Below are 24,020 nucleotides of genomic sequence, written 5' to 3'. Positions count from 1 at the left end.
GGGGACAGCTGATGAGCTACGAAGTACTGGTCGACAACCTGCGTGCCGCCGCGGTTCGGTACCGCGCGGTCGCGAGCAGTCTCGGCGCCGACGGCGTCAAGATCACCCACGTGGATCCCACGTCGTTCGGCCACATCGAGCTGGCTGCGTGGGTCAAGGCGATCGCCGAGCAGTGCGACGCCGCCACGAAGGCCCTGCACGACGGGGCTGTCTCGCTCGCCGAGGGCCTCGAGAGCGCCGCCCACCACTACGAGACCACCGACGTCAGCGTCGGCCGGACCTTCCAGAGCCCGTTCTCGGGCGGTCTGCTCGACCCCACGTCGCCCTTCGCGTCAGGACCGACGCCGTGAGCCTGCCGGAGGGCGCCGAGCTCGGCTCCACCACCGACCCGAAAGCGCTCATCAAGGGTGAGCCGACCCAGGTCCGCGCCAACGCCACCCACCTCTCCGACGAGGCCCGGCGGGTCTCCCGACTCGCGGGCGACGTCGACGCGATCAGCGTCGCCGGCTGGTCGGGCGGGTTCGGCGAGCCGGCGTACGCCAGCGCCCGGTCCGCCGAGCAGGACAAGTGGAAGGCGTACGCCGACGTCCTCGAGAAGACGGCGTCCGCGCTGTCGACCTACGCCGGTGCGCTCACCACCGCGCAGAGCCGCGCTGCCGACGCCATCGCGAAGTGGCAGGACGGCGAGGACGCCACCGCCCAGGCGAAGGCCGACTACAACGCGTCCGTGGACGCCTACAACAGCTACCTCGACCGCCGGGCGTGCGTCCCGTCCTACGGCGGTCCGGTCGCCCCGTCGATCGGTCCGGCCCGGCCAGGCCCGTTCGTCGATCCCGGGAAGGCGCTCCGCAAGGAGGCCGAGCAGATCCTCGAGGACGCCCGCCAGGCCCTCGACGAGGCGGGTGTCGCGGCCGTCGAGGACCTGGGCGGCCTGCCCGGGGCGAAGGTCGAGACGTCGTCCGGTCCCGGCGCCTCCGCCGAGGCCGAGGGCCCGAGCATCGACTGGGGTGACTGGGAGAAGAAGTACGGCCGCGACCCGGCCAGTGGCGCCGACGGCAAGTACAAGCACGGGCTCGGGCCGAGCCCGTTCGCGATCAACTTCGGCAAGGCCGAGGCCGAGGCGCACCTCTGGGGCGCCGAAGGGGCCGTCGACGACTACTGGGGCGGCGTGAAGGTGCACGCCGACGGCAAGATCACCGTGCTGGGTGCCGAGGCGGGCGCCAGCGGCAAGATCGACGCCAACGGGGTCGTCGGGCAGGCCCACGCCGGCGTGACCCTGGTCAAGCTCGAGGGCTCCGCCAGTGGCGAGTGGGGCATCGTCGAGGTCGAGGCCAAGGGAGAGGCTTCGGCCGAGGCGACCGCCGAGGGCGACGTCGCGATCGGCCCCCAGGGCGTGCACGCCGGCGGCGAGGTCTTCGCGGGCGGCAAGGTCGAGGGCAAGCTGTCCGGCGACATCGGTGGAGTCGGGGCCGAGGGCGGCGCCGAGGGCTGGGCCGGCGTCGGCGCGAGCGGTGACGTGGACTTCGGCTTCCGCGACGGCAAGTTCGAGGTCGGCGGGTCCGGTGGCCTGGCGCTCGGACTCGGCGGCAAGCTGAGTGGCCACATCACGATCGACCCCCGCCAGGTCATCGACACCGGTGGCGACATCATCGACGGGATCGGAGACTTCGTGTCATGACCGCGACACTGCCCGTGCCGGTGCGCTTCGCGCTGCCGAACGACGGCTGGGTGCCGGTGCGCCCGGAGGCCGTCGGCGTCTCGAACGCCGCGTTCATGGCGGCCCGCCGCGGGCTCCCCGGGTCCTACGACCCGACCTTGACGATCTCCGGCGGCTGGCGGGAGGACGGCGCGACGCTGGAGCAGATCGCCGACGAGTCGGTCGCGAAGCTGCGCCTCGAGGGTGCGACCGAGGTGGAGCTGGTCAAGCGCCGGGTCACCGAGTCCGAGCACGCACCGGCCGTCACCCAGGCGATCGGCGCGATGGTGGCCGTCGAGGGCCGGGTCTACGACCTGCGCCAGGCGCAGGTCGTGCAGGGCCTGGTCGACGTCCACGACCCCGACAAGCGCGTCGTGGTGATCTACACGATGACCTGCACCTTCGCGCAGTGGGAGCAGATGGTGCCGGAGTTCCAGGCGTTCATGGCCAGCGTCGAGGTGGCCCCGGAGCAGACGGACGAGCTCTGAAGGAACGCGGGTCAGCCGAAGTAGTCGGTGGTCAGCCACAGCACGAGCGCCACGACGCCCCCGATGGCCAGCCCGATGAGGGTGATCGCCGCCATCGTGATGCCGGTCTTCTCCGCGGCGCCGCGCCGCTGCGCGAGCCCGAGCTGCTCGGCGACGCCGGTGACCAGGTCGCGGCCCTCCTCGGAGTTGAAGCGGTAGTCGGCCCGGACGCCGAAGTGGCCGCGCTCGTCGAAGGCCCACACCTTCTGGGCGCCGAACTCGATCACGCGGCCGTACTGCCGCTCCGCCGACGCCTTCAGCTCGGGCACGCCGGCGACCCACTCGACGCTGCGGGAGTCGTCGGTGATCGTGTAGGTGCCGGACCGGGGGAACGAGACGTGGTGGATGTAGACCTTCTGCAGCCCCGCCTTGTTGAACAGGCCGAACCACTGCGCGTCGACGACGTCGAGGGTGACGTCGAAGCCCTTCTCGGTCTCGGTGACGAGGTAGGGCGTCCCCTCCGCGGCCTGCTGCACACGGCGGAACAGCTCGTAGCCCTCCGGCGGCATCGTCATGACGGCGCGTCCCCCGGCTCCTCGTCGACCAGCCAGGAGAAGTCGACGTCCTTGCCGTCCACGTCCGTCACCTTGACGGAGACGCCATAGGCGTCGGAGCCGACGGTGGCGGAGCACCGCATCTCCTCACCGACCTCACCGGTCAGGTCCCCAGGACAGCTCACCTCGGGCGTCGTACCGGCCTTCTCGGCGACGCCGGAGCTGATCTGCTCTTCGACGTCGGTCTGCTCGACCTCGAGCGTGGAGTCGCCGCATGCCGCGAGCGTCGCGAGTGCGGTCACGGCGACGACGACGAGGGTCCGAGACGTCTTCACGCCCAGATGATGGCTCGGTGCGCCGGCGACCAAACCTCAGGACGCGCTCTCGTCCATCTCGTCGACCTCGACGGTGTAGGCCACGTCGGAGCCGTCGACCTCGGTGACCTCGACGGTCAGGCCGAGCGTGTCCTCGCCGGCGGTCAGCTCGCAGCGCATGGTCTCGCCCACCTTGCCGGTGAGGTCGCCGGGGCAGGTGATCTTGTCGGGACGGGCGCCGACCTCGCGCTCCAGGTCGTCGGCGATGCCTTCCTCGAGCTTGTCCTTGTCGACGGTCGGCGTGCCACCGCACCCGGCCAGCGCGACGAGCGCGACGAGAGTGACGGTGGACGACAGGACTCGAGTGGTCTTCACGCTCTCATCATGACGTCGCCCGGCGGCGGGCAAACCCCGGCCGGCAGCGGCTACTTGTTCGCCTTGCGCGCTCGGCTCGCGATCTTCGCCCGCTCGTTGGCGTCGAGGATGACCTTGCGGATCCGGACGGTCTCCGGGGTGACCTCGACGCACTCGTCGTCGCGGCAGAACTCCAGGCACTGCTCGAGCGAGAGCTTGCGGGGCGGCACGAGCTTCTCGAAGTTGTCGGAGGTGGCGGACCGGATGTTGGTCTGCTGCTTCTCCTTGGTGATGTTGACGTCCATGTCGTCGGCGCGGGAGTTCTCGCCGACGATCATGCCCTCGTAGACCTCGGTGGTCGGCTCCACGAACATCACGCCGCGCTCCTGCAGCGAGGTCATCGCGTACGCCGTGGCCGCGCCCTTGCGGTCCGCGACCAGCGAGCCGCTGTTGCGCGAGCGGATCTCGCCGGCCCACGGCTCGTAGCCCTCGGAGATGTGGTGCGCGATGCCGGTGCCGCGGGTGTCGGTGAGGAACTCGGTGCGGAAGCCGATCAGGCCGCGCGCCGGGACGAGGAACTCCATCCGCACCCAGCCGGTGCCGTGGTTGGTCATCTGCTCCATGCGGCCCTTGCGGGTGGCGAGGAGCTCGGTGATCGCGCCGAGGTACTCCTCCGGCGCGTCGATCGTGAGGCGCTCGACGGGCTCGTGGACCTTGCCGTCGATCTCCTTGGTGACCACCTGCGGCTTGCCGACGGTCAGCTCGAAGCCCTCGCGGCGCATCTGCTCGACGAGGATCGCGAGCGCCAGCTCACCGCGACCCTGCACCTCCCACGCGTCGGGACGGTCGGTCGGGAGCACCCGGAGCGAGACGTTGCCGACCAGCTCGGAGTCGAGCCGGTCCTTCACCAGGCGGGCGGTGACCTTGGAGCCCTTGACCTTGCCGACCAGCGGCGAGGTGTTGGTGCCGATCGTCATCGAGATGGCCGGCTCGTCGACGTGGATGAGCGGCAGCGCGATCGGGTTCTCGGCGTCGGCCAGCGTCTCGCCGATGGTGATCTCGGGGATTCCGGCGACCGCGACGATGTCGCCCGGCCCGGCGGACTCGCCCGGCTTGCGCTCCAGGCCCTCGGTGACGAGGAGCTCGGTGATGCGGACGTTCTTGATCTCGCCGTCGCGGCGGATCCAGGCGACCGTCTGGCCCTTCTTCAGGTTGCCCTGCTTGATGCGCAGCAGCGCCAGGCGGCCGAGGAACGGCGAGGAGTCGAGGTTCGTGACGTGGGCCTGGAGCGGCGCGCCCTCGTCGTACGTCGGGGCCGGGATGGTCTCGAGGATCGTCTTGAACAGCGGCTCGAGGTCGGGGGAGTCCGGCAGCTCGCCGTTCTCGGGCGCCTCGAGGGCGGCGACGCCGGCGCGGCCCGACGCGTACACGACCGGGAAGTCGAGCGCGTCCTGGCTGTGGTGGTCGTCGAGCAGGTCCATGAACAGCTCGTAGGTCTCGTCGACGACCTCGGAGATGCGGGCGTCGCTGCGGTCGGTCTTGTTGACGACCAGGATCACCGGCATGTCGGCGTTGAGCGCCTTGCGCAGCACGAACCGGGTCTGCGGCAGCGGGCCCTCGGAGGCGTCGACCAGCAGCACGATGCCGTCGACCATCGACAGGCCGCGCTCGACCTCGCCGCCGAAGTCGGCGTGGCCCGGGGTGTCGATGATGTTGATCGTCATCGGCTTGCCCTCGGCCGCCGGACCGGCGTAGTGGACGGCGGTGTTCTTCGCGAGGATCGTGATGCCCTTCTCGCGCTCGAGGTCGCCGGAGTCCATGACCCGGTCGGCGACGCCCTCGGCCTGGTGCTCGGTGAACGCTCCCGCCTGCTTCAGCATTGCGTCGACGAGCGTGGTCTTGCCGTGGTCGACGTGGGCGACGATCGCGACGTTGCGGAGATCAGAGCGAGTGGTAGGCACGAGGATCGAGTCTAATGGCGCGAGGCGCTCCCGCCCGCATCGCGCCGTCGCCCCACCCTCGGCCCGTGGGGGCACCGGCGTACGTTGGCGCCATGCCTCGCATCGCCACCACCGACCACGTCGACCGTGAGCAGCTGCTGGACTTCGTCCGCACCCGGCACCACGTGGTGCTGGTGACCACCCGGGCCGACGGCCGTCCGCAGCTGTCGCCGGTGACCGGCGGCGTCGACGCCGAGGGCCGAATCGTCGTCTCGACCTACCCCGACCGGGCCAAGGCGAGGAACCTGCGGCAGCGCCCCGAGGCCTCGGTCCTGGTGGTCTCCGACGACTGGGACGACGCCTGGGTGCAGGTCGACGGTCGCGCCGAGGTGCTCGACATGCCGGACCCGGCGGCCGAGGACGGCCTGGTCGAGTACTTCCGCTGCATCGCCGGCGAGCACCCGGACTGGGAGGAGTACCGCCAGGCGATGCGCCGTCAGGGCAAGTCGCTGATCCGGGTCACCGTGGACCGGTGGGGGCCGATCGCCACCGGCGGCTTCCCACCCGACCGCGCGCCGGACTGAGTCCCGTCCTGGCGGGGTTCGCGGGGCCGGGCGCGGGGCACTCTGGAGGCATGGTCCGCTGCCGGTTCGTGCCTCCCTACCTGCTCGCTCGGATCGCCCCGGAGAGCATCGTCGTCGACGATGCCCTGCGCGCTGGGCGGACGGTGCCCTACCCGGATCGCACCACCCTGCTGCCCACGGCCGCGGCCTGGACGGTCCACACCGCGGACAACACCACGACGCTGCCCGGTCGCGCCGTCCGCTCGGCCGGCGACCCCGAGTCGGGCGACGTCGCCGTCGACGAGGCCGCAGCCGGCATCACCGGTGCGCTGGCGCTCTTCGACGAGGTCTACGGCCGCCGCTCCTACGACGGCAAGGGTGCCCCCGTCAGCCTCACCGTCCACTACGGCCGCGACTACGACAACGCCTTCTGGGACGGGGTCCAGCTGGTCTTCGGTGACGGTGACGGCCGGGTGTTCGCGCGCTTCACCGCCGACGTCGGTGTGCTCGGGCACGAGCTCACCCACGCCGTGACCGAGCACTCCGCGGGGCTGCGCTACCAGGACCAGTCCGGCGCGCTCAACGAGTCGGTCTCCGACGTCTTCGCCGCGTGCCTCGAGCAGCGGTTGCTGGGGCAGACCGTAGCGGACGCGTCGTGGCTCATCGGCGCGGGGATCTTCCTGCCGGGTGTCGACGCGCGGGCCCTGCGCGACATGGCCGCGCCAGGCACGGCGTACGACGACCCGGTGCTGGGCAAGGACCCGCAGGTCGGCCACTTCGACGACTACGTCGAGACCACCGACGACAACGGCGGCGTGCACCTCAACTCCGGCATCCCCAACCGCGCCTTCCAGCTCGCGGCCGTCGCGATCGGCGGCGCGACGTGGGAGGGCGCCGGGCGGATCTGGTACGACGCGCTCACCGGCGGCCGGGTCGGTCCCGACACCGGCTTCGCGGGCTTCGCCGCCGCCACGATCGCCGCGGCCGGTGCGCACGCCGACGCGGTCGGCTCGGCCTGGGACGCGGTTGGCGTCACGCCGGACGCGGAGCCCACCACCACCGCGCCGCCCGCCGGCACGGCATCCCGGCGGGTCGCGGTCCGGCGTACCGGCGGCTTCGCCGGGCTGCACCTCGGCGGCGAGGTGGACCTCGACGGCGACGACCCGCGAGGCCCGGAGGTCGCCGCCCTGATCGAGCGGGTGGACCTGCACGCCGTCACCGACGGACCCCACCAGCCCGACCGGTTCCTCTACGCCTTCGACCTCTGCGGCGACCGCGCGACCGTCCCCGAGCAGCACCTCAGCCCCGACCTCCGCCGGCTCGCCGACCTGGTCCTCGAGCAGCCGCGCACCGATCCTCGTGGCGCTGATTGGCGATAGCCACAGACGTTCTGGTTGGTCCCGGTCGTTGGGAACCACCCGAACGTCGCTGGCTATCCGCGCGTGGGCGGATGGGCGATAGCCACAGACGTTCTGGTTGGTCCAGGTCGGTCGAAACGACCGGAACGTCGCTGGCTATCCCGGCGTGGGCCGATTGGCCGAGGGGCGATAGCCACAGACGTTCTGGTCGCTCCCGGCCGGTGGGAACGACCCGAACGACGCTGGCTATCCCCGCCGGGCCCTACCCCAGGGCGCGGTCGAGGGCGGCGGCGACGTGCAGCTGGGTGCAGGGGAAGACGGGGATGTCGGCGTCGGCCTGGTGGACGAGGAGCTCGAGCTCGGTGCAGCCGAGGATGACGCCGCCGGCGCCGGCGTCCCAGAGGTCGTCGATCATCGAGACGACGGTGCGGCGGGAGGTGTCGAGGACCTTGCCGTGCACGAGCTCGTCGTAGATCACGGCGTTGAGGGTGTCGTGGTGCCGCGCGTCCGGCACGTGCACGGTGAGGCCGTGGGCGGCGAGCCGGTCGGTGAAGAACGACCGCGACATCGCGAACGTCGTGCCGAGGAAGCCCACCGTGTCGAGGCCCTGCGCCTTGCAGGCGTCGGCGACCACGTCGGCGAGGTGCAGCACGGGGATGCCGACGGCCTCCGCCACCCGGTCGGCGACCAGGTGGAACGTCGTCGTGCACAGCAGCAGGAAGTCCGCGCCGCCCGCCTCGACCCCGCGGGCGGCGGCGGACAGGATCTCCGCGACGTCGTCCCAGCGCTCCTGCTGCTGCAGCGCCGTGACCTCGGCGAAGTCGACCGACGCCATCACGGTGCGGGCCGACGAGAGCCCGCCGAGCCGTTCCTCGACGCCCTGGTTGAGCTGCTGGTAGTAGACCGCGCTGCTCTCCCAGCTCAGTCCTCCGACGAGCCCGATCGTCTGCATGCAGGCACTCTGTCAGACGCGGTGCACCTTGTGCTGCGCCGCCTGGGCCCGGGGGCGGATCACCAGCTCGTCGATGTTCACGTGCGGCGGCCGGGTGACCATCCAGGCGATCGCGTCGGCGATGTCCTCGGCGACGAGCGGCTCGGCGACGCCGGCGTACACCGCGTCGGCCTTCTCCTGGTCGCCGTCGAAGCGCACGAGCGCGAACTCGTCGGTCTTCACCATCCCCGGCGCGATCTCCATGACCCGCACCGGCTGGTCGAACAGCTCGAGCCGCAGCGTCTCGGTGACGACCTGCGTGCCGTGCTTGGCGGCCGTGTAGCCGCCGCCGCCCTCGTAGGCGATCCGCCCCGCCGTCGAGCCGACGTTGAGGATCGCGCCGGCTCCCGACGCGAGCAGGGCGGGCAGCAGCGCCCGGGTCACCTGCATCAGGCCGATCACGTTGACCTCGTACATGCGGCGCCACTCGTCGCTGTCGGCCTGGGCGACCGGCGCGCCGCCGAAGGCGCCGCCCGCGTTGTTGACGAGTACGTCGAGCCGCTCGCCGACCGCGTCGGCCAGCGCGGCGACCGCGTCCTCCGAGGTGACGTCGCACTCGACCGCGGTGCCACCGATCTCGGCGGCCAGCGCCTCGATCCGGTCCCGGCGCCGGGCGGCGCAGTAGACGTGGAATCCGGCGGCCGCGAGCGCGCGGGCGGTGGCCGCACCGATGCCGCTGCTGGCGCCGGTGACGACGGCGGTCCGGGAGGGAGTGGTCATGACCTCATTCTGGTCGGCGGCGTCGGGCGGTGGCACACTGACCCGTCGTTCCCGGATCTCGCCCGGAAGGAGTGATGGTGTGCGCCTGACCACGGCCCTCGCAGGACTGATCGGCGGCGCCCTCCTGGTGCTCGCCTGCTTCGTCGCTGGTGATGCGCTGCGGTGGGCGGGCCTCGCGCTGCTCGCGGTCGCCGCACTGGGCGCCGGCGCCGGGCTGGTGAGCCGCTCGGTCCCCGCCCTGCGGATCCTGGTCGCGGTCTGCTTCGCGCTGCTGGCCGGCTCGGTGCTCTCCGTGCTCGTCGACGCGGTCGGCGCGGCCGCCTACGCCGCCGTCGGTACGGCGGGCGCAGTGGTCGCCCTCGTCGTGCTGGTGCGCCAGCGGCCGGTGCCGGTGGCCCAGCGTGGGCACCGGGCGGGTGGCGCGCACGCTCGCTGACCGAGGTCCGGGAATCATTCGGGCCGTCGAGGTGTTGTGCGACGTTGGACCAGATCAGCGAGCGATCCCCGAGGTGCCTGTGGACTCCATCTGCCGCGTGGCGATGATCAGTCTCCACACCTCCCCGCTCGACCAGCCCGGCACGGGCGACGCGGGTGGCATGAACGTCTACGTCGTCGAGCTCGCCCGCCGGATGGCGGCGCGGGGCATCGAGGTCGACGTCTTCACCCGGGCGACCAGCTCCCGGCTGGACCCCGTGGTGCCCGCGTTCGACGGCGTCCAGGTCCGGCACATCCACGCCGGGCCGTTCGAGGGGCTGAGCAAGGAGCAGCTGCCCGCCCAGCTCTGTGCGTTCGCCCGCGAGGTGCTGCGCGCCGAGGCCTCCCAGCCGCTCGGCCACTACGACGTCGTGCACTCCCACTACTGGCTCTCCGGCCAGGTCGGCGCGCTCGCGCGGGACCGCTGGGGCGTGCCGCTCGTGCACTCGATGCACACGATGGCCAAGGTCAAGAACGAGTTCCTCGCCGACGGCGACACCCCCGAGCCGATCGCGCGGATCATCGGCGAGGAGCAGGTCGTCGAGGCCGCCGACATGCTGATCGCCAACACCGAGCTCGAGGCCAAGCAGCTGATCGGCCTCTACGACGCCGACCCGGCGCGGGTCGAGGTCGTGCACCCGGGCGTGGATCTCGACGTCTTCCGGCCCCACGACCGGGCCGCGACCCGGGCCGAGCTCGGGCTGCCGGCGGACGCCTCGGTGCTGCTCTTCGCCGGCCGGATCCAGCCGCTGAAGGCGCCCGACGTCCTGCTCCGTGCGGTCGCCGAGCTGCTGGCGACGTCCCCCGACCTCCGCTCGCGGCTGGTGGTCCCGATCGTCGGCGGCCCCTCCGGCAGCGGCCTGGAGCACCCGGAGTCGCTGGCCCAGCTGGCCGCCGAGCTCGGGCTGGACGGACCCGACGGGGTGGTGCGGTTCGTGCCGCCGGTCGGTCAGGCCGAGCTCGCCCGGTGGTACGCCGCGGCGACGCTGGTGGCCGTCCCGTCCTACAACGAGTCGTTCGGCCTCGTCGCGGCCGAGGCGCAGGCCACGGGCACGCCCGTGGTCGCCGCGGCCGTCGGCGGGCTGACCACCGTCGTGGCCGACGGCCGCAGCGGGCTCCTCGTCGACACCCACGACCCCCGCGATTGGGCGGCCGCGCTGCGCCGCGTCGTCACCGACGACGACCTGCGGCTACGGCTCGAGGCGGGCGCGCTGGAGCAGGCCCGGTCGTTCTCGTGGGAGCGCACGGCCGAGCGCACGCTCGACGTCTACGCCCGCGCCCAGGCAGAGCTGCGGGAGGCGGTGTGACGGACCCCCGCGACGTCGTCCGCCAGCACCTGACCGCCGCGGAGATCGAGTACGACGAGGTCGAGGACGGCGTGTTCTCGTTCTCGCTGCCCGGCGAGCGCAAGCTCCAGACCGCAGTGCGCCTCGACGTCGGCCCGCACGCGCTCGGCGTCCACGCCTTCGTCTGCCGCGCCCCCGACGAGAACCACGAGCGGGTCTACCGCTGGCTCCTCGAGCGCAACCTGCGGATGTACGGCGTCGGGTTCGCCGTCGACCGTCTGGGCGACATCTACCTCGACGGCCGGCTGCCGCTCGCCGCGGTGACGACCGAGGAGCTCGACCGGCTGCTCGGGTCGGTGCTCACCTACGCCGACGAGTCGTTCAACTCGATCCTCGAGCTCGGGTTCGCGTCCTCGATCCGCAAGGAGTGGGAGTGGCGCCGCCTGCGCGGCGAGCCGACCGCCAACCTCGAGGCGTTCCGCGGCTGGCTGGAGTCCGAGACGGAGCCCGCGCCGCCGGACTGAGCGCCGCCGAACGGCCACTCCCCGGGGCGGCCCAACGCGTAGCCCTGGCCGAGCTCGCAGCCGAGCGCCCGCAGGTGCGCGACCTGGACCGCGCTCTCGATGCCCTCGGCGATCACCCGTCGTTCGGTGGTGCGGAGCATCCGCAGCACCGAGCCTGCGAGGTCGAACGCCTCCGGTGAGGAGGCGATGTCGCGACTCAGCGATCGGTCGAGCTTGATCGTGTGCGCCGGAAGGTCCATGAGACGAGCGATGGAGGAGTAGCCGGTGCCGAAGTCGTCGATCCCGATCCCGACGCCGGCCGCGCAGAGCCGCTCCAGGACGGGCCGGATCTCGCCCTCGTCCGCCATCAGCGCCGTCTCGGTCAGCTCGAGGAGCAGCAGCGATGGCGACAGCCGGTAGCGGTCGAGCAGGCCCAGCACGCCCTCGACGTAGCCGGTCTCGCGCAGCTCGTACGGCGAGACGTTGACGTGCAGGCGGAAGTCGGGGTGGAGGGACGCGGCGGAGGCGGTCGCGAGGGCCCGCTCGAGCACCGCGCGGCCGAGACGCGAGATGAGCCCATGGGTCTCGGCGAGATGCACCATGGTCAGCGCGGGGATCTCACCCAGCTGCGGGTGGGTCCAGCGGACCAGGGCCTCGGCGCCGACCGGTCGTGAGCTGGAGAGGTCGACCACCGGCTGGTAGGCCACCCGCACCTCCTCGGGCCGGCCGGTGAGCGCGAGCGCGAGCTCGGTGACCAGCTCGCTCTTCAGGGTCGGGCCCGGAGTCGGTGACGACCAGCGGAGCGTTCCGCTCGGCCGGCCCGCTGCCAGCGCCGCCCGGGCGGCGCTCACGCAGTCGGCGGAGCGCTCGCCCGTCCGGCAGTGATGCGCCGCGACCCGCAGGGAGGCCCAGATCGGGCCGGCGGGCGTGTCGATGAGGTCGTCGAGCAGGTGAGCGAGCCGGCGCGTCGCGTCCTCGATCTCGGCGGCGGGCGCGGACACGGCGATGGTCAGTCCCCGCTCGGTGGTCCCGAGCACGTCGGCGCCAGGCACGCCCGCGCCGCGCGAGACGAGGGTCGACACGACGTCCGACAAGGTCTCCCACCCGCGGGCCGCGACCACCTCGTCGGCGTTGTCGACCGAGACCACGACGACCACGACCTCCTGCCGGCGGCGCCGTGCTCGTGCGCGGATCGTGGCCACCCGGGGGATCGCGACGCCCACCTCGGGGTCGCGCGGGACGTCGCCGGCGACCTCGGGCACCTGCAGCGCCGTCACCTGCGTCAGCTCCCGGTCTCGGAGACCGACCAGGGCATGTTGAGGCTGGTGATGACCTGGACGATCGCCCGGCAGGCGAGCGGACGCGCGAGGTACGCCGTGGCACCCAGGCGGTGCGCCTCGTGCACCTCGTCCTCGTCCGCGAGCGTGCCGATCGCGACGACCGGGGTCTTCCGGAGCGGGATGCTGGTGCGCACGGCGTCGAGGATGCGGGGACCGTCGGGGTTGTCGATGCCGAACGCGGTCACGACGACGGCGGGCAGTCGGTACTGGGAACGGTCGGCGTAGCGGCCGGTGCCGTGCAGGTAGCTGAGAGCGCGATCCGCACGGGCGAAGCCGACGACGGGGTTGACCATGCGTGCTCGCGTCAGTGCTTGCCGGAGCAGGCGCGTGTGCGCCGTGTCGTGGTCCACGACCAGCACCGGGGGAAGCTTCGGTGAGTTCGATGTGTCCATTGGTTGCCCGCGTCAGTCCGAGGAGGTGAGGCATGTCATGTGAATGCGTGGTGAGAATGACAGGAACTCGCGGGCGCTAGACCCATTTTGGGTAACTTGTCTAGACAAGATTTGTCCGAAAGAAGCGTGTCGCGGGTCGATCGCCGCTTACGCGAGGCCGGTGAGTCCGAGGTACGCGGACCCCAGCGGCGCGCCGACGAAGAGCCCGACCGCCGCGCCGAGAAGCATGAACGGGCCGAACGCGATCCTGCTCCCGCGAGCGGCGCGCCCGCTCAGCATCAGGGCGATGCCCACGACCGCGCCGAGGACGAAGCCGGCGACGAGGCCGACCACGCCCTCTGCCAGGCCGAGGGAGCCCAGCACGGCGCCGAGGAGCGGCGCCAGCGCGACGTCACCGAGCCCCATGCCGCGTCCGGCGGTGAGGAACCAGATGCCGCCGTACACGGCGAACCACACGGCCGCGGAGACGAGCACCGCGGCTGGCGACACCGCCCCGGCCCACCAGGCGATCGCGAGCGCCGCCGCGGCGAGCAGGCTGGCGACGCCGGTGATCGAGAACGGCAGACGGCCGTGCTCGAGGTCGATGAGCGCGAGGGCCACGCCAGCAGCGGTCACGACCAGGCACGCTGCGAGCACCGACAGCTCGCCCGCGGCGGCGAGGCGCGCCGAGACCAGGACGAAGAGCAGGCCGGTACCGGCCTCCACGAGCGGGTAGCGGGCGGAGATCGGCGCCGCACAGTCGCGGCACCGCCCCCGCAGCAGCACCCACGACAGCACGGGCACGTTGTCGCGACCTCGGACGGCGTGCCGGCACGCGGGGCAGGCGGAGCCCGGTCGCACGACGGAGAGGCCGGCGGGGACGCGATACGCGACGACGTTGAGGAAGGAGCCGATCAGCAGGCCCAGCACTCCGGTGAAGCCCGCCCAGAGCGCGGGCGGGACGCTGGACAGCGCGACGGACACGGTGGGGCCTCCTGCAGTGGTCTCACCGGGTTGTCGGAGCGCTGACCTGCGGACTTGAGGGCGGTCAGGTGCCGAGCCGGTGCGCCCTCAAGGACGGCCAGGCCTCCAGCCAGCGCTGCAGGGCCGTGAGCGACGCCGGCTCCCCGATCCAGTGGCCCTGGAGGCCGTCGCAGCCGAGGCGCCGCAGCCGTTGCGCCACCGCCAGCGTCTCGACACCCTCCGCGACCACGCGCATGCCGAGGCTGTGGGCGCCGGAGATCATCGCGCGCACGAGTCGCTCGGTCTCCGGGTCGGTGCTGAGCGAGTGGATGATCGAGGGGTCGATCTTGATCTCGCCGAGCGCTGGGTACTGCCACAGCCCGGTCAGCGACGAGGACGCCGAGCCGAAGCCGTGGACGCTCACCCGGCAGCCCAGTCTGCGGATGCCGTCGAGCAGCGCCACCACCTCGGGCGTCGGACGCGGGGTCGGCTCGGTGATCTCCAGGACGAGGTCGCCGGGTGGGACGCCACGCCGCGACAGCAGGCGCTCGAGGTCGCGGAGCAGCCCTTCGCCCATCATGCTGCGGGCCGAGACGTTCACCGACACCGTGCAGTTGGGCACCATCCGGGCGAGCCGCGCGTGGTCCTCCAGCGCGTGGTCGAGTGCGAAGAGCGTGATCGGGCCGATCAGGCCGGTGCGCTCGGCCAGTGGCAGGAACTGGGCGGGTAGCAGCAGGCCGAGATCCGGGTGGTCCCAGCGGATCAGGGCCTCGAAGCCCGTCACCGCGCCGGTCCAGCCTTGGACCTGGGGCTGGTAGTGGAGGACGAGCTCGGAACGGTCCAGCGCGCCGCGCAGCTGCTCGCTGAGCCGCTGCTGGTCGGTGTGTGCGTCGGGACCTTCGCTGCGTCGCCACTGCCCGGTGCCGGCGGCTTTCGCGGCGTACATCGCCTGGTCGGCGGCGCGGAGGAGCTCCTCGAGCGTGCGGCCGTCGGGCCCGGAGATCGCGGAGCCGACCGAGATGCCGACCGAGACCCGCAGGTCGTCGACCAGCACCGGCGTGGCGAGGTACCCGAGCAGCTCGTGGACCCGGTCGTCGAGCGCGTTGTCGTCCTCCAGCGGGCCGAGCATCATCGCGAACTCGTCGCCTCCGAGGCGAACGCCGATCTCGCCGGGCCGGAGGCAGGCCCGGATGCGCGACCCGGTCTCGGCGAGGATCCGGTCGCCCGCGTGGTGTCCGAGGCCGTCGTTGAGCGCCTTGAAGCCGTCGGCGTCGAGCAGCAGGACCGCGGCGACCTGACCTCGGCGCTTCGCGGCGGAGAGCAGGTCGGGGGCGCGCTCCTCGAGCACGACACGGTGCCCGAGGCCGGTGAGGCTGTCGACCGTAGGGTCCAAGGGCCCGGCCTTGGTCAGAGAGCGCCGGGCGAGCAAGCGTCGCAACGCGGTGTCGCGCGGCGGCGTCGACGTGGAGTGTCCAGACGTCATCGGTCGCGACCGCCTCCCGGCGAGGAAGGCGCCGAGCACCAACGCCACCAGGCCGACTGTGAGGACCGCCCCGAAGTCCCACCCGAGAAGGGGGGCAACAGGTCCGGCCATCTCATCCCGCGGCGCTCGTGGAGCTCTTGTCCTTCGGATCCGCCATGGCCAGCGGCGAAGCGACGTAGGTGCTCCCGGTGATCGACACCGTGAGCGTACCTGTCGGGCCCTCGTCGGTACTGCTGCTGCCGGTGACGCCCAGCGAGGTGACCGCGAACGCGCGCTCCATGCCCTCGAGGTTGGCGAGAAGCTGCTGGATCTGTCCGTAGGTCCCTTCGGCCGTGACCGACACCGTCTGCGCGGCGACGTCGGCGTCGGTGGGCGTCTCCGCTCCCGTCTCACCGGTGATCGGCTGGCCGTTCGCGTCGAGCAGCTGGGGCGCTGAGGGACTCAGCGTGGTCACCTTGTCCGCCGGGATGCCGGCTTCGGCGGCAGCCTGGGTGACGGCCGCGAAGAACCCGGGCTGGTCCGCCGTGGGTGGGAACAGAGCCTCGAGCTGGTCGGCCGCGTCCTTGTAGCGATCCAGGTCCCGCTGCTGGGCCTGGATCGCGGCGACCTGCGTCGTCATGACCTGGTTGCGGTCCTGGGCCGCGCTGACCGCGTCCTTGGCATCGGACGTCTCGTCGAGGAGGGGGCTGATCAGCAGCATCCAGCTCGCGACGAGCACGAGGGCGATCGCGAGGATGCCGACCGTCAGGGTCCCGGAGACGGAACGGAGGTTCACTTCTTCGCTCCCTTGGTGAGTTCGTCGCCGAGCGCGTCGTAGCGGCCGCTGAAGACAGCGGGGGAGAGGCCGACGGAGCCCGAGAAGGTGACGGCGTCGCTGCCCTCCGTGGTGGTGGTGTCCACGAACGGCTCGACGAAGAGCTTGTCGCCGCCGAGCGCGATCACCAGGCTGCCGACGGCGTCCCGGGACGCCGCGGTGCCGGAGATGGTCACGCAACCGACCACGACCCTGGTGCCGAACGGGTCGGGTCCGGGGCAGGTGCTGCCGACCAGGCCGCGGGCGGGGTCCGTGACCGACGGTGCGTCATCCGGAGCAGTGCCCGTCTCGGCCGCCGCGAGCTCTACGGAGATCTCGTCGAGGGTTGCGCCCGCCGGGGTGGCTGCGTCGAGCGCGCCGAGCACCCGGGAGAACGCGACGTCGTCGTACGTCGCCCCCACCACGGTCACGACCCGACGGGTCACACTGTCGACGTAGGTCTTCACGGGAGCCAGCTCCTTCAGCTGCTGGCTCAGCCCCTCTGTGACGGCTTCCTCGCCGCGCAGGTCCTCGTTCGCCTGGTGCAGGTTGAACCGCAGGATGGACCACAGGAGGGCGATCGCCACGACCAGCACGATGCCGCCGAGCAGGAAGCGGCGCCGCAGCTGGTGGACCCGCAGCTCTTCGAACACCCACGGCGACAGCAGGTTGACGGAGGCCGCGGCCGGCCGAGGGGCCTTGCTGCTGCGCGCACCACTCGACTTGGGCGCGGCCCGCCGGCGCGACGGCTTCCCACGACCCTCAGGCTCGACGTTGCGAGGTGGCGTGGTCGTCGTCGTGCTCATGCCGATGCTCCCAGGGCCAGGCCGATCGGCACCACCATCGCGGGGTCGTCGGCGATCGGATGACGTTCGCCACGCCGGGGGACGAGCTTCGGCAGCAGGTCGGCGGGCTCGAAGCGCCGGGTGGGCAGCTCCAGGGTCAGGCGGGTCAGCTCGGTGAGGCCCTGGAGAGCGGCGCCGCCCCCGGTGAGGAGGATGCGCTGGGGTGGGTGCTCCGGGTCGGCCGAGGTGTGGAAGTCCAGGGTCGCCTTGAACTCGCGGACCAGCATGCGCGCACCGTCCAGCAGCACGTGTGCGGAGACCTCGTCCTGCGCGGGGCCGCGGCTGACGGCCAGTGCGTCGCTTGGTCCTGCGGACTGCTGACCCATCGCGGGCACGGCATGAGTGAGCAGGGGGAGCGCGCAGGCGCGCTTGGTCGCCTCGGCCTCCTCCCAGCTCCGGCCGGTGCGGTCGACGAGCAGGCGGGTGAGCATCGCGCCACCCACACCGCCGATGACGCGCACGAAGTGCGGCTGACCGTTCGTGTGCACGGCGACCGCGACGGTGTCGGCACCGATGTCGATCACGGCCTCGGTGCCCTGAGCCCCGTCTCCGGTGAGGCTGCCGGCGCGGGATGCGGCGCGGACCAGGCCGAAGGCCGACAGGTCCGCGACCCGCGGCCGGAGCCCGGCGGCCTGGACGCAGCGCACCATCTCGTCGACGGCGCCACGTGCGGTCGCGACCAGCAGGATCCGCATCAGCCGCCGCGACTGGCCGAGCTCGGGGTCGTGGCGCTCGTACTCGTCGAGGAGGATGTGGTCGAGGTTCGCGTCGTCGACCGACACGGGCAGCAGGTCGGCCACCTGGTAGCGCAACGCCTTCTTCAGGTCGCCCTGGGGCATCCAGTCCAGCTCGAGCTGCCGCACCAGCAGCGAGCCGCTCCCGACGCCCAACCGGACGTCCCTGGTCTTGATCCGCTGGTCGTGCCAGAGCTTCCTGATGGCGTCCGAGACGACCACCGGGTTCCGCACGGCGCCGCTCTCGACGGCTCCGGGCGCGAGCGGGACGACGCCGGCATTGACGAGCGCCGGCGTCCGCCCCCCGGACAGCTCCGCGGCCCGGACCCCCGACCCCCCGATGTCGAGCCCGACGACGTTCCCGGCCATGCCTACTCCCGACGTTCCGCGCCTCGGGTCCCGGGACGTTCCGCTGCCCTGGGTCCCCCTGTCGCGGAAGCATCGGCGCTGGCGGAGGAGGACTTGACCCCCCGGCGAGCGATCCCGATCTCCTCAAGTCGGCCCCGCCGTGGGCCGATGTGTGATCGGGTGACGACGACAGATCGTGCCCGCACGGCGGCTGGACCACGAGGAGACCCGATGAGCACGATCCCGGACGAGCTGGTGGTGCTGCTGGAGACCGCGGTGAGACACGATGCATCCGACCTGCACCTGCGCCCGCGCGCGACTCCCAAGGTGCGCATCTCCGGTTCGCTCGTCCCGGTGGGTGAGCGCGCCTACGGTGCCACCGAGGTCGAGGACCTGGTCCGAGCGACGATGTCGACGGACATCCTGGCGACGTTCGAGGAGCGCTTCGAGGCGGACTACGCGATCTCCGTGCCTGGTCTCGGCCGGTTCCGGGTCAACGCCTTCCGCACCATGGGGGAGGCCGGTTGCGTCATGCGGCGGGTCAGCGGTGCCCCGGCCACGCTCGCCGAGCTCGGCCTGCCCGAGGTGATCGCGAAGCTGGCGCTGCGCCCACGAGGGCTCGTGCTGGTGACCGGGCCGACGGGGTCGGGCAAGACCACGACCCTGGCCGGGATGATCGACGTCGTCAACGAGAACCGGTCCGTGCACGTGCTGACCCTCGAGGATCCCATCGAGATCCTTCACCCGAGCAAGGCCGCGACGATCACCCAGCGCGAGCTCGGCAGTGACACGCGGGACTGGGGATCGGCGCTGCGGGCCGCGATGCGCCAGGACCCGGACGTCATCCTGATCGGCGAGCTGCGCGACCCGGACACGGTCCACTCGGCGCTCTCGGCCGCCGAGACGGGCCATGCGGTGTTCGCGTCGATGCACACCACGGACGCCCGCGAGACCGTGCAGCGTCTCATCGACTTCTTCCCGCCGCACGAGCAGGCGCGCGTGCGGATGGCGCTCTCGACGACGCTCGAGGGAGTGGTGTGCCAGCGCCTCGTGCCCCGTGCCGACGGCCGCGGCCGGATGTGCGTCACGGAGATCGCCGTGCGTGACGCACGGTTGGCCGACGCGATCGCCGATCCGGAGAAGACGGGGACGATCCCGGACATCCTGGCGACAGGTGAGTACTCCGGCATGCACACCTTCGACCAGCACCTCCTCGACTGCGTGACCTCCGGCGCCGTGGACGTGCAGGACGCCATGGCCGCCGCCAGCAACCCCCACGACTTCTCGGTGGCGCTGCGACGATCCGGATGGCGGGCGGCCGGTGACCCGCAGCTGGCCGCGCAGGGAGCCGAGCGGTGAGCGTTGCGAAGGGTTCCGGCCGGCTGACGATGCCCGAGCCGTCGCCGTACCTCGAGACCCTCACGCTCGCCGAGCTCCGCGTCTACCGGGAGCGGCTGCGCACCGAGGAGGAGCGGACGTCGTACTGGCGTCGTCTCGTGCACGCGCGGATCGACCTGCTCGAGGCCACCGGGACCGCCGACGGGTCGCTCTCGCTGACCGACCTGGTCCGGGTGCTCGGCGACACGGGCAACGGCCAGGGCCGGCATGCCCTGCACCGAGTCCGCGCCGCCGAGCCGCTCCCCGACCTCCCCGCCCTCGCGGAGGTCTGGGTGATGCCCACGGACGACGCTGGCCGGGTCGAGGCCGTCCGCCGACTGCGCGACGCCGAGACCCAGCTGACCGGCTACCGGGCAGCCCTGCACCGGCGCATCGACGAAGCGACAGCGGAGCTCATCGTCCGTTACCGACGGGACCCGTCCAGCGCGCTCTCGGTGCTCGGGGCCTGAGCGGAAGGCCACGCTCCGGGCTGGTCCGTCAAGTCGGGGCCTTCCGCTGCCGACACTCTCCCTGTCACGGGCCGCCATGTCACGGGCCGGCGGTCCGATCGGGGGTAACGAGGTGGTCATGACGCAGACGAACCAGGGGGCGACGGTCGAGGCGCTGCTGGCCCTCGACGAGGTCACGCCCGCCGACGTGGAGCGAGCGCGCGCCCGCGCGGAGTCCGAGCACCGATCCGTGCTCGACGTGCTGATCGCCGACGGGGTCGTCGACCGCCGCGCCCTGCTCCGGATGGCGGCCCTCGCGGCCGGGCTCGACCACGTCGACCTCACCGATCACCCGGTCGACGCCGGCGCCGCCGCCCTGGTCCCGGGTGAGTTCGCGCGGCGCGCGTCCGCGCTGCCCTATGCCTGGGCCGGGAACGACCTGCTCGTTGCCGTCCCGCTGCGGGCCGTCTCCGACCTCGATCTCAAGGACGACCTGGCCCGGCTGTCGGGTCGGCGCGTGCGGTTCGTGCTGGCGCACCGCGAGGAGATCGACGCTCGGATCAACCAGGTCTACCGCGCCGAGGGAGAGCTCGCCGACCTGACCTCCGACCTGGCGGTCGACCAGGAGGAGCAGCCGGACCTCGACTCGTTCACGGAGGTCGCGGGCGACGCACCCGTCGTGCGGTTCGTGAACCTGCTGATCTCGCAGGCGATCTCCGACCGCGCGTCCGACATCCACATCGAGCCGACCGAGCGCGACGTCCGCGTCCGCTACCGCATCGACGGCGTGCTCCAGGACGCCCACCGGGCGCCGCGCACCATCCACTCCGGCGTCGTGTCCCGCCTCAAGATCATGGCGGAGATGGACATCGCCGAGCGGCGCATCCCTCAGGACGGCCGGCTCACCGTCAACCACCACGGCAAGAAGATGGACCTGCGCATCGCGACGCTGCCCACCGTCTGGGGCGAGAAGATCGTCGCCCGGGTCCTCGACAACAGCAACACGCGACTGGGCCTGGGCGACCTCGGCTTCAGTCCCGACAACTTCGCGCGGTTCTCCGCGTCGTACTCGAAGCCCTACGGAATGATTCTCGTGACCGGCCCCACCGGGTCGGGCAAGTCCACGACGCTCTACGCCACGCTGAACATCCTGAGCCAGCCGCAGGTCAACGTCATCACGGTCGAGGACCCGGTCGAGTACCGCCTCCCGGGCATCAACCAGGTGCAGACGAACAACAAGGCCGGGCTGACGTTCGCCTCGGCATTGCGCTCCATCCTCCGGTCCGACCCTGACATCGTGCTGATCGGCGAGATCCGCGACCACGAGACCGCCAACATCGCGGTCGAGGCATCGCTCACCGGACACCTGGTCCTCTCCACGCTCCACACCAACGACGCGCCGTCTGCGGTCACGCGGCTCGTGGAGATGGGGATCGAGCCGTTCCTGGTGGGCTCGGCGCTCGACGCGGTCGTCGCCCAGCGGCTCTGCCGCTCGCTGTGCGAGCGCTGCCGCGAGGCCTACCAGCCGTCGGCTGCGGAGCTCGCCGCCCTTCGCTTCGACCTGGACCCGGCCGTCGACCACCTGTACCGGCCGGTCGGCTGCACGTCGTGTGCCGGCACCGGCTACCGCGGCAGGCTCGCGCTGCACGAGGTGATGTCGGTGACCGAGGAGATCGAGCGCCTGACGGTGGCGCGGGCGTCGACGGACGACATCAACCAGAGGGCCCGGGCCCAGGGGATGGCGAGCCTCCGCGAGGACGGCTGGCTGAAGGTGCAGCAAGGCAAGACATCCATCGAGGAGGTACTCCGTGTCGTGGGCTGATCCCGTCGGGCAGGCATTCGCGATCCCCCGTCCCGAGCTCGCGCTCGACGAGCTGTTGATGAAGGTCAGCGAGCTCGGTGGCTCGGACCTGCACCTGACGGCAGGCGCTCCGCCGACGATCCGGGTGCGCGGCGAGATGACGGCCGTCCCGGGCCGCGAGGTCCTCAATCGGGATGACCTGCGGACGGGTCTCTACGCGATCATGACCGAGCGGCAGCGGCAGACGCTCGAGGACACCCGCGAGCTCGATTTCGCCTACACGCTGCCCGGCCACGCCCGCTACCGGGTCAACGTGTTCTGGCAGCGGGAGAGCATCGGCGCCGTGATGCGGCTGATCCCGTGGGAGATCAAGCCGCTGGCCGACCTCGGCCTGCCGCCGGTGGTCGAGAGCTTCGCCCGCCTCAAGCGCGGCCTCGTGCTCGTCACCGGCCCGACCGGCTCCGGCAAGTCGACGACCCTGGCGTCGGTGATCGACCTGGTCAATCGCACCCGTCGGGGGCACATCATGACGATCGAGGACCCGATCGAGTTCCTGCACTCCCACCGCGGCTGCCTGATCAACCAGCGCGAGGTCGGCGCCGACACCCACGACTTCCGCGGAGCGCTCAAGCACGTGCTCCGCCAGGACCCCGACGTCATTTTGGTCGGCGAGCTCCGGGACCTCGACACGATCTCGGTGGCCCTGACTGCCGCGGAGACCGGCCACCTGGTGCTGGCGACCCTGCACACCCAGTCCGCCCAGGACACGATCAGCCGGGTCGTCGACGTCTTCCCCGCGAACCAGCAGCAGCAGATCCGCACCCAGCTCGCGGCGACACTCCAGGGCGTCGTCTGCCAGACGCTGGTGCCGACCGTGGACGGGACCGGGCGGGTCCCCGCGGCCGAGGTCATGGTCTGCACGTCCGGCATCCGCGCGATGATCCGCGACGACAAGCTGCCCCAGATCCCGGGTGCGTTGCAGTCGGGTGGGCGGGAAGGCATGCAGACCCTGGACGCACACCTCGCCGCGCACGTGCGCAACGGCCTCATCACCCGCGAGGTCGGGCTGGAGCACTCTGCCAACCGGGCGGATTTCATGACGCTCGTCGGGTCCGGCGCCAACCTCCAGCACGGCACCGGCTACGCCACCACGACCGCGGCGCCCGCCACCTCCCCGTCCTCAGGCTGGTCCTGACCGGACCCGAGCAGGAAGCGATCCATCGATGAGCACCCAGTACGCCTACAAGGTCCGCGACGCCTCCGGACGCTTCCGGGAGGGGAAGGTCTCGGCCGACTCCGAGGCCGCGGTCGCCGAGCAGCTGCTCTCGATGGGCTACGTGCCCCTCGAGGTCAAGCCCAGCGGTGTCGGCCTGAGCCGGGAGATCAGCTTCGGGCGCAAGCGCGTCACGATGAAGGACCTCGCGGTCTTCTCGCGCCAGCTCGCCACCATGGTCGACGCCGGCCTGACGCTGATGCGCGGCCTGACGATCCTGTCGGAGCAGGTGGAGAACCCCGAGCTCCGCAAGTCGCTGCACGAGGTGAAGCGCCAGGTCGAGGGTGGGTACAGCCTGTCCGGGGCGTTCGCGGAGGACAAGCACGCCTTCCCGCCGTTCCTGGTGAGCATGACCCGGGCCGGCGAGGTCGGCGGCTTCCTCGACGTCGCGCTGCGCCAGGTCGCGGAGACGTTCGAGGCTGAGGTCAAGCTGCGCGCCAAGATCAAGGCCGCGATGACCTACCCGGTCGTCGTGTTCTGCATGGCGATCCTGATGTGCATCGGCATGCTGCTCTTCGTCGTTCCCATCTTCGAGAAGATGTTCGTGGACCTCGGCGGCGAGCTGCCGCTGCCCACGCAGTTCCTGGTGACGCTGTCCGGACTGATGAAGTATCTGGTGCCGACGTTCGCGGTGGTCGGTGTGGTCTTCCTGTTCTGGTGGCGCAAGCACGGCAAGGACGACAACGTCCGCGAGTTCATCGACCCGCTCAAGCTCAAGCTGCCGGTCTTCGGCTCGTTGTTCACCAAGATCGCGCTGACTCGCTTCTCCCGCAACCTCGGCACACTGCTCTCGTCGGGCGTCCCGATCCTCGGCGCGCTGGACATCGTCTCGTCCACGACCGGCTCCAAGGTGATCGAGCACGCGCTGCACGACGTGCGCCAGTCGGTCGCCACCGGCGAGACGATCGCCGGACCGCTGACCAAGCACCCGGTCTTTCCCCCGATGGTGGTGCAGATGATCGCCTCCGGCGAGGAGTCCGGCGCCGTCGACCAGATGCTGAAGCGCATCGCGACGTGGTACGA

The 24,020-nt window shown here is 71.8% G+C and carries 25 protein-coding genes and 1 pseudogene; 13 read left to right on the top strand and 13 right to left on the bottom strand.

The genetic code is table 11. The features are described 5' to 3' along the window. Positions 1–11: 11 nt before the first annotated feature. From HZF07_RS12365 to HZF07_RS12355, 3 genes are read left to right on the top strand one after another with little or no spacing between them, the layout of a single operon-like run. Positions 12–350 (top strand): hypothetical protein, encoded by a 339-nt coding sequence (locus tag HZF07_RS12365; protein ID WP_157341988.1) that lies wholly within the window; start codon positions 12–14, stop codon positions 348–350. Continuing rightward, positions 347–1,678: a putative T7SS-secreted protein gene (locus tag HZF07_RS12360; RefSeq protein WP_157341986.1), complete on the top strand. Its 1,332-nt coding sequence runs from the start codon at positions 347–349 to the stop codon at positions 1,676–1,678. Before HZF07_RS12365 ends, HZF07_RS12360 begins: the two co-directional genes overlap by 4 nt. After that, positions 1,675–2,184 carry a hypothetical protein gene (locus HZF07_RS12355; protein ID WP_157341985.1) on the top strand — a complete coding sequence of 170 codons (510 nt, stop codon included), beginning with the start codon at positions 1,675–1,677 and terminating at the stop codon, positions 2,182–2,184. The genes HZF07_RS12360 and HZF07_RS12355 overlap by 4 nt, the downstream gene beginning before the upstream one ends. An 11-nt stretch (positions 2,185–2,195) precedes the next feature. On the opposite strand, the gene HZF07_RS12350 is transcribed toward HZF07_RS12355, so the two are convergent. The 4 genes from HZF07_RS12350 to typA are packed head-to-tail and all read right to left on the bottom strand — an operon-like array spanning position 2,196 to position 5,346. Beyond that, entirely contained in the window at positions 2,196–2,738 is a 543-nt protein-coding gene (locus HZF07_RS12350; RefSeq protein WP_157341983.1) for a hypothetical protein, read from the bottom strand. After that, positions 2,735–3,052, bottom strand: a complete 318-nt coding sequence (locus HZF07_RS12345) for a DUF4333 domain-containing protein (RefSeq protein WP_157341981.1) — start codon at positions 3,050–3,052, stop codon at positions 2,735–2,737. The genes HZF07_RS12350 and HZF07_RS12345 overlap by 4 nt, the downstream gene beginning before the upstream one ends. A 36-nt stretch (positions 3,053–3,088) precedes the next feature. Beyond that, the gene (locus HZF07_RS12340) at positions 3,089–3,406 is read right to left on the bottom strand and encodes a DUF4333 domain-containing protein (RefSeq protein WP_198346392.1); all 318 of its coding nucleotides are present in this window, start codon (positions 3,404–3,406) and stop codon (positions 3,089–3,091) included. 50 nt (positions 3,407–3,456) lie between these two features. Further along, positions 3,457–5,346 (bottom strand): translational GTPase TypA, encoded by a 1,890-nt coding sequence (typA, locus tag HZF07_RS12335; protein ID WP_181645119.1) that lies wholly within the window; start codon positions 5,344–5,346, stop codon positions 3,457–3,459. Positions 5,347–5,438: 92 nt separating this feature from the next. Here typA and HZF07_RS12330 point away from each other — a divergent pair, with 92 nt between their 5' ends. Both HZF07_RS12330 and HZF07_RS12325 read left to right on the top strand, forming a co-directional pair. Continuing rightward, on the top strand, positions 5,439–5,909 hold the full coding sequence (locus HZF07_RS12330) for a PPOX class F420-dependent oxidoreductase (protein WP_157341979.1): 471 nt from the start codon (positions 5,439–5,441) through the stop codon (positions 5,907–5,909). A 50-nt stretch (positions 5,910–5,959) separates the two neighbouring features. Then, complete coding sequence (locus HZF07_RS12325; RefSeq protein WP_157341977.1) at positions 5,960–7,267, top strand: protealysin inhibitor emfourin; 1,308 nt, start codon at positions 5,960–5,962, stop codon at positions 7,265–7,267. Between the two features lie 241 nt (positions 7,268–7,508). On the opposite strand, the gene HZF07_RS12320 is transcribed toward HZF07_RS12325, so the two are convergent. Together HZF07_RS12320 and HZF07_RS12315 are read right to left on the bottom strand one after the other, a co-directional pair. After that, positions 7,509–8,198 (bottom strand): aspartate/glutamate racemase family protein, encoded by a 690-nt coding sequence (locus HZF07_RS12320; protein WP_157341974.1) that lies wholly within the window; start codon positions 8,196–8,198, stop codon positions 7,509–7,511. Positions 8,199–8,210: 12 nt separating this feature from the next. After that, positions 8,211–8,957, bottom strand: a complete 747-nt coding sequence (locus HZF07_RS12315) for an SDR family NAD(P)-dependent oxidoreductase (protein WP_157341972.1) — start codon at positions 8,955–8,957, stop codon at positions 8,211–8,213. Positions 8,958–9,036: 79 nt separating this feature from the next. On the opposite strand from HZF07_RS12315, the gene HZF07_RS12310 reads away from it, so the two are divergent. The 3 genes from HZF07_RS12310 (at position 9,037) to HZF07_RS12300 (ending at position 11,241) form a co-directional block, all read left to right on the top strand. Then, positions 9,037–9,393: a hypothetical protein gene (locus tag HZF07_RS12310; RefSeq protein WP_157341970.1), complete on the top strand. Its 357-nt coding sequence runs from the start codon at positions 9,037–9,039 to the stop codon at positions 9,391–9,393. A 103-nt stretch (positions 9,394–9,496) separates the two neighbouring features. Then, positions 9,497–10,738, top strand: a complete 1,242-nt coding sequence (mshA, locus tag HZF07_RS12305; RefSeq protein ID WP_157345164.1) for a D-inositol-3-phosphate glycosyltransferase — start codon at positions 9,497–9,499, stop codon at positions 10,736–10,738. Next, on the top strand, positions 10,735–11,241 hold the full coding sequence (locus tag HZF07_RS12300; RefSeq protein WP_181645118.1) for a type III secretion system chaperone family protein: 507 nt from the start codon (positions 10,735–10,737) through the stop codon (positions 11,239–11,241). Before mshA ends, HZF07_RS12300 begins: the two co-directional genes overlap by 4 nt. 35 nt (positions 11,242–11,276) lie before the next feature. Here the strand turns inward: HZF07_RS12300 and HZF07_RS24450 are convergent. The 7 genes and pseudogenes from HZF07_RS24450 to pilM all read right to left on the bottom strand — a co-directional run. Beyond that, positions 11,277–11,927: pseudogene (locus HZF07_RS24450) on the bottom strand (EAL domain-containing protein); the annotation flags it as partial. Positions 11,928–12,502: 575 nt separating this feature from the next. Continuing rightward, entirely contained in the window at positions 12,503–12,952 is a 450-nt protein-coding gene (locus tag HZF07_RS12295) for a response regulator (RefSeq protein WP_232523041.1), read from the bottom strand. A gap of 147 nt (positions 12,953–13,099) precedes the next feature. Continuing rightward, positions 13,100–13,915 (bottom strand): prepilin peptidase, encoded by an 816-nt coding sequence (locus HZF07_RS12290; protein ID WP_309504713.1) that lies wholly within the window; start codon positions 13,913–13,915, stop codon positions 13,100–13,102. Positions 13,916–13,979: 64 nt separating this feature from the next. Then, a complete protein-coding gene (locus tag HZF07_RS12285; RefSeq protein ID WP_181645117.1) occupies positions 13,980–15,287 on the bottom strand; it encodes a putative bifunctional diguanylate cyclase/phosphodiesterase in 1,308 nt (435 codons plus the stop codon). A gap of 202 nt (positions 15,288–15,489) precedes the next feature. Continuing rightward, the gene (locus HZF07_RS12280) at positions 15,490–16,152 is read right to left on the bottom strand and encodes a hypothetical protein (protein ID WP_157341963.1); all 663 of its coding nucleotides are present in this window, start codon (positions 16,150–16,152) and stop codon (positions 15,490–15,492) included. Then, positions 16,149–16,976, bottom strand: coding sequence for a hypothetical protein (locus HZF07_RS12275; protein ID WP_157341961.1), 828 nt, complete (start codon positions 16,974–16,976; stop codon positions 16,149–16,151). Before HZF07_RS12275 ends, HZF07_RS12280 begins: the two co-directional genes overlap by 4 nt. Then, positions 16,973–18,118, bottom strand: a complete 1,146-nt coding sequence (gene pilM / locus HZF07_RS12270) for a type IV pilus assembly protein PilM (RefSeq protein WP_157341959.1) — start codon at positions 18,116–18,118, stop codon at positions 16,973–16,975. Before pilM ends, HZF07_RS12275 begins: the two co-directional genes overlap by 4 nt. 210 nt (positions 18,119–18,328) lie before the next feature. Between pilM and HZF07_RS12265 the strand changes: the two genes are divergently transcribed. From HZF07_RS12265 to HZF07_RS12245, 5 genes are all read left to right on the top strand, one after another. Beyond that, positions 18,329–19,456 (top strand): type IV pilus twitching motility protein PilT, encoded by a 1,128-nt coding sequence (locus tag HZF07_RS12265; RefSeq protein ID WP_157341957.1) that lies wholly within the window; start codon positions 18,329–18,331, stop codon positions 19,454–19,456. After that, complete coding sequence (locus HZF07_RS12260; protein WP_198346391.1) at positions 19,453–19,944, top strand: RsiG family protein; 492 nt, start codon at positions 19,453–19,455, stop codon at positions 19,942–19,944. Before HZF07_RS12265 ends, HZF07_RS12260 begins: the two co-directional genes overlap by 4 nt. A gap of 118 nt (positions 19,945–20,062) precedes the next feature. Then, positions 20,063–21,745 (top strand): GspE/PulE family protein, encoded by a 1,683-nt coding sequence (locus HZF07_RS12255; protein WP_157341955.1) that lies wholly within the window; start codon positions 20,063–20,065, stop codon positions 21,743–21,745. Next, positions 21,732–22,919 (top strand): type IV pilus twitching motility protein PilT, encoded by a 1,188-nt coding sequence (locus HZF07_RS12250; RefSeq protein WP_309504712.1) that lies wholly within the window; start codon positions 21,732–21,734, stop codon positions 22,917–22,919. The genes HZF07_RS12255 and HZF07_RS12250 overlap by 14 nt, the downstream gene beginning before the upstream one ends. A gap of 28 nt (positions 22,920–22,947) precedes the next feature. Next, a partial coding sequence (locus tag HZF07_RS12245; protein WP_232523040.1) for a type II secretion system F family protein occupies positions 22,948–24,020 on the top strand: 1,073 nt, incomplete at its 3' end.

Source organism: Nocardioides agri (assembly GCF_013778305.1).
GTDB lineage: Bacteria > Actinomycetota > Actinomycetes > Propionibacteriales > Nocardioidaceae > Nocardioides > Nocardioides agri.
The sequence above is the reverse complement of the archived record's forward strand: the minus strand, read 5'-3'. Positions and strand labels throughout refer to the sequence as shown.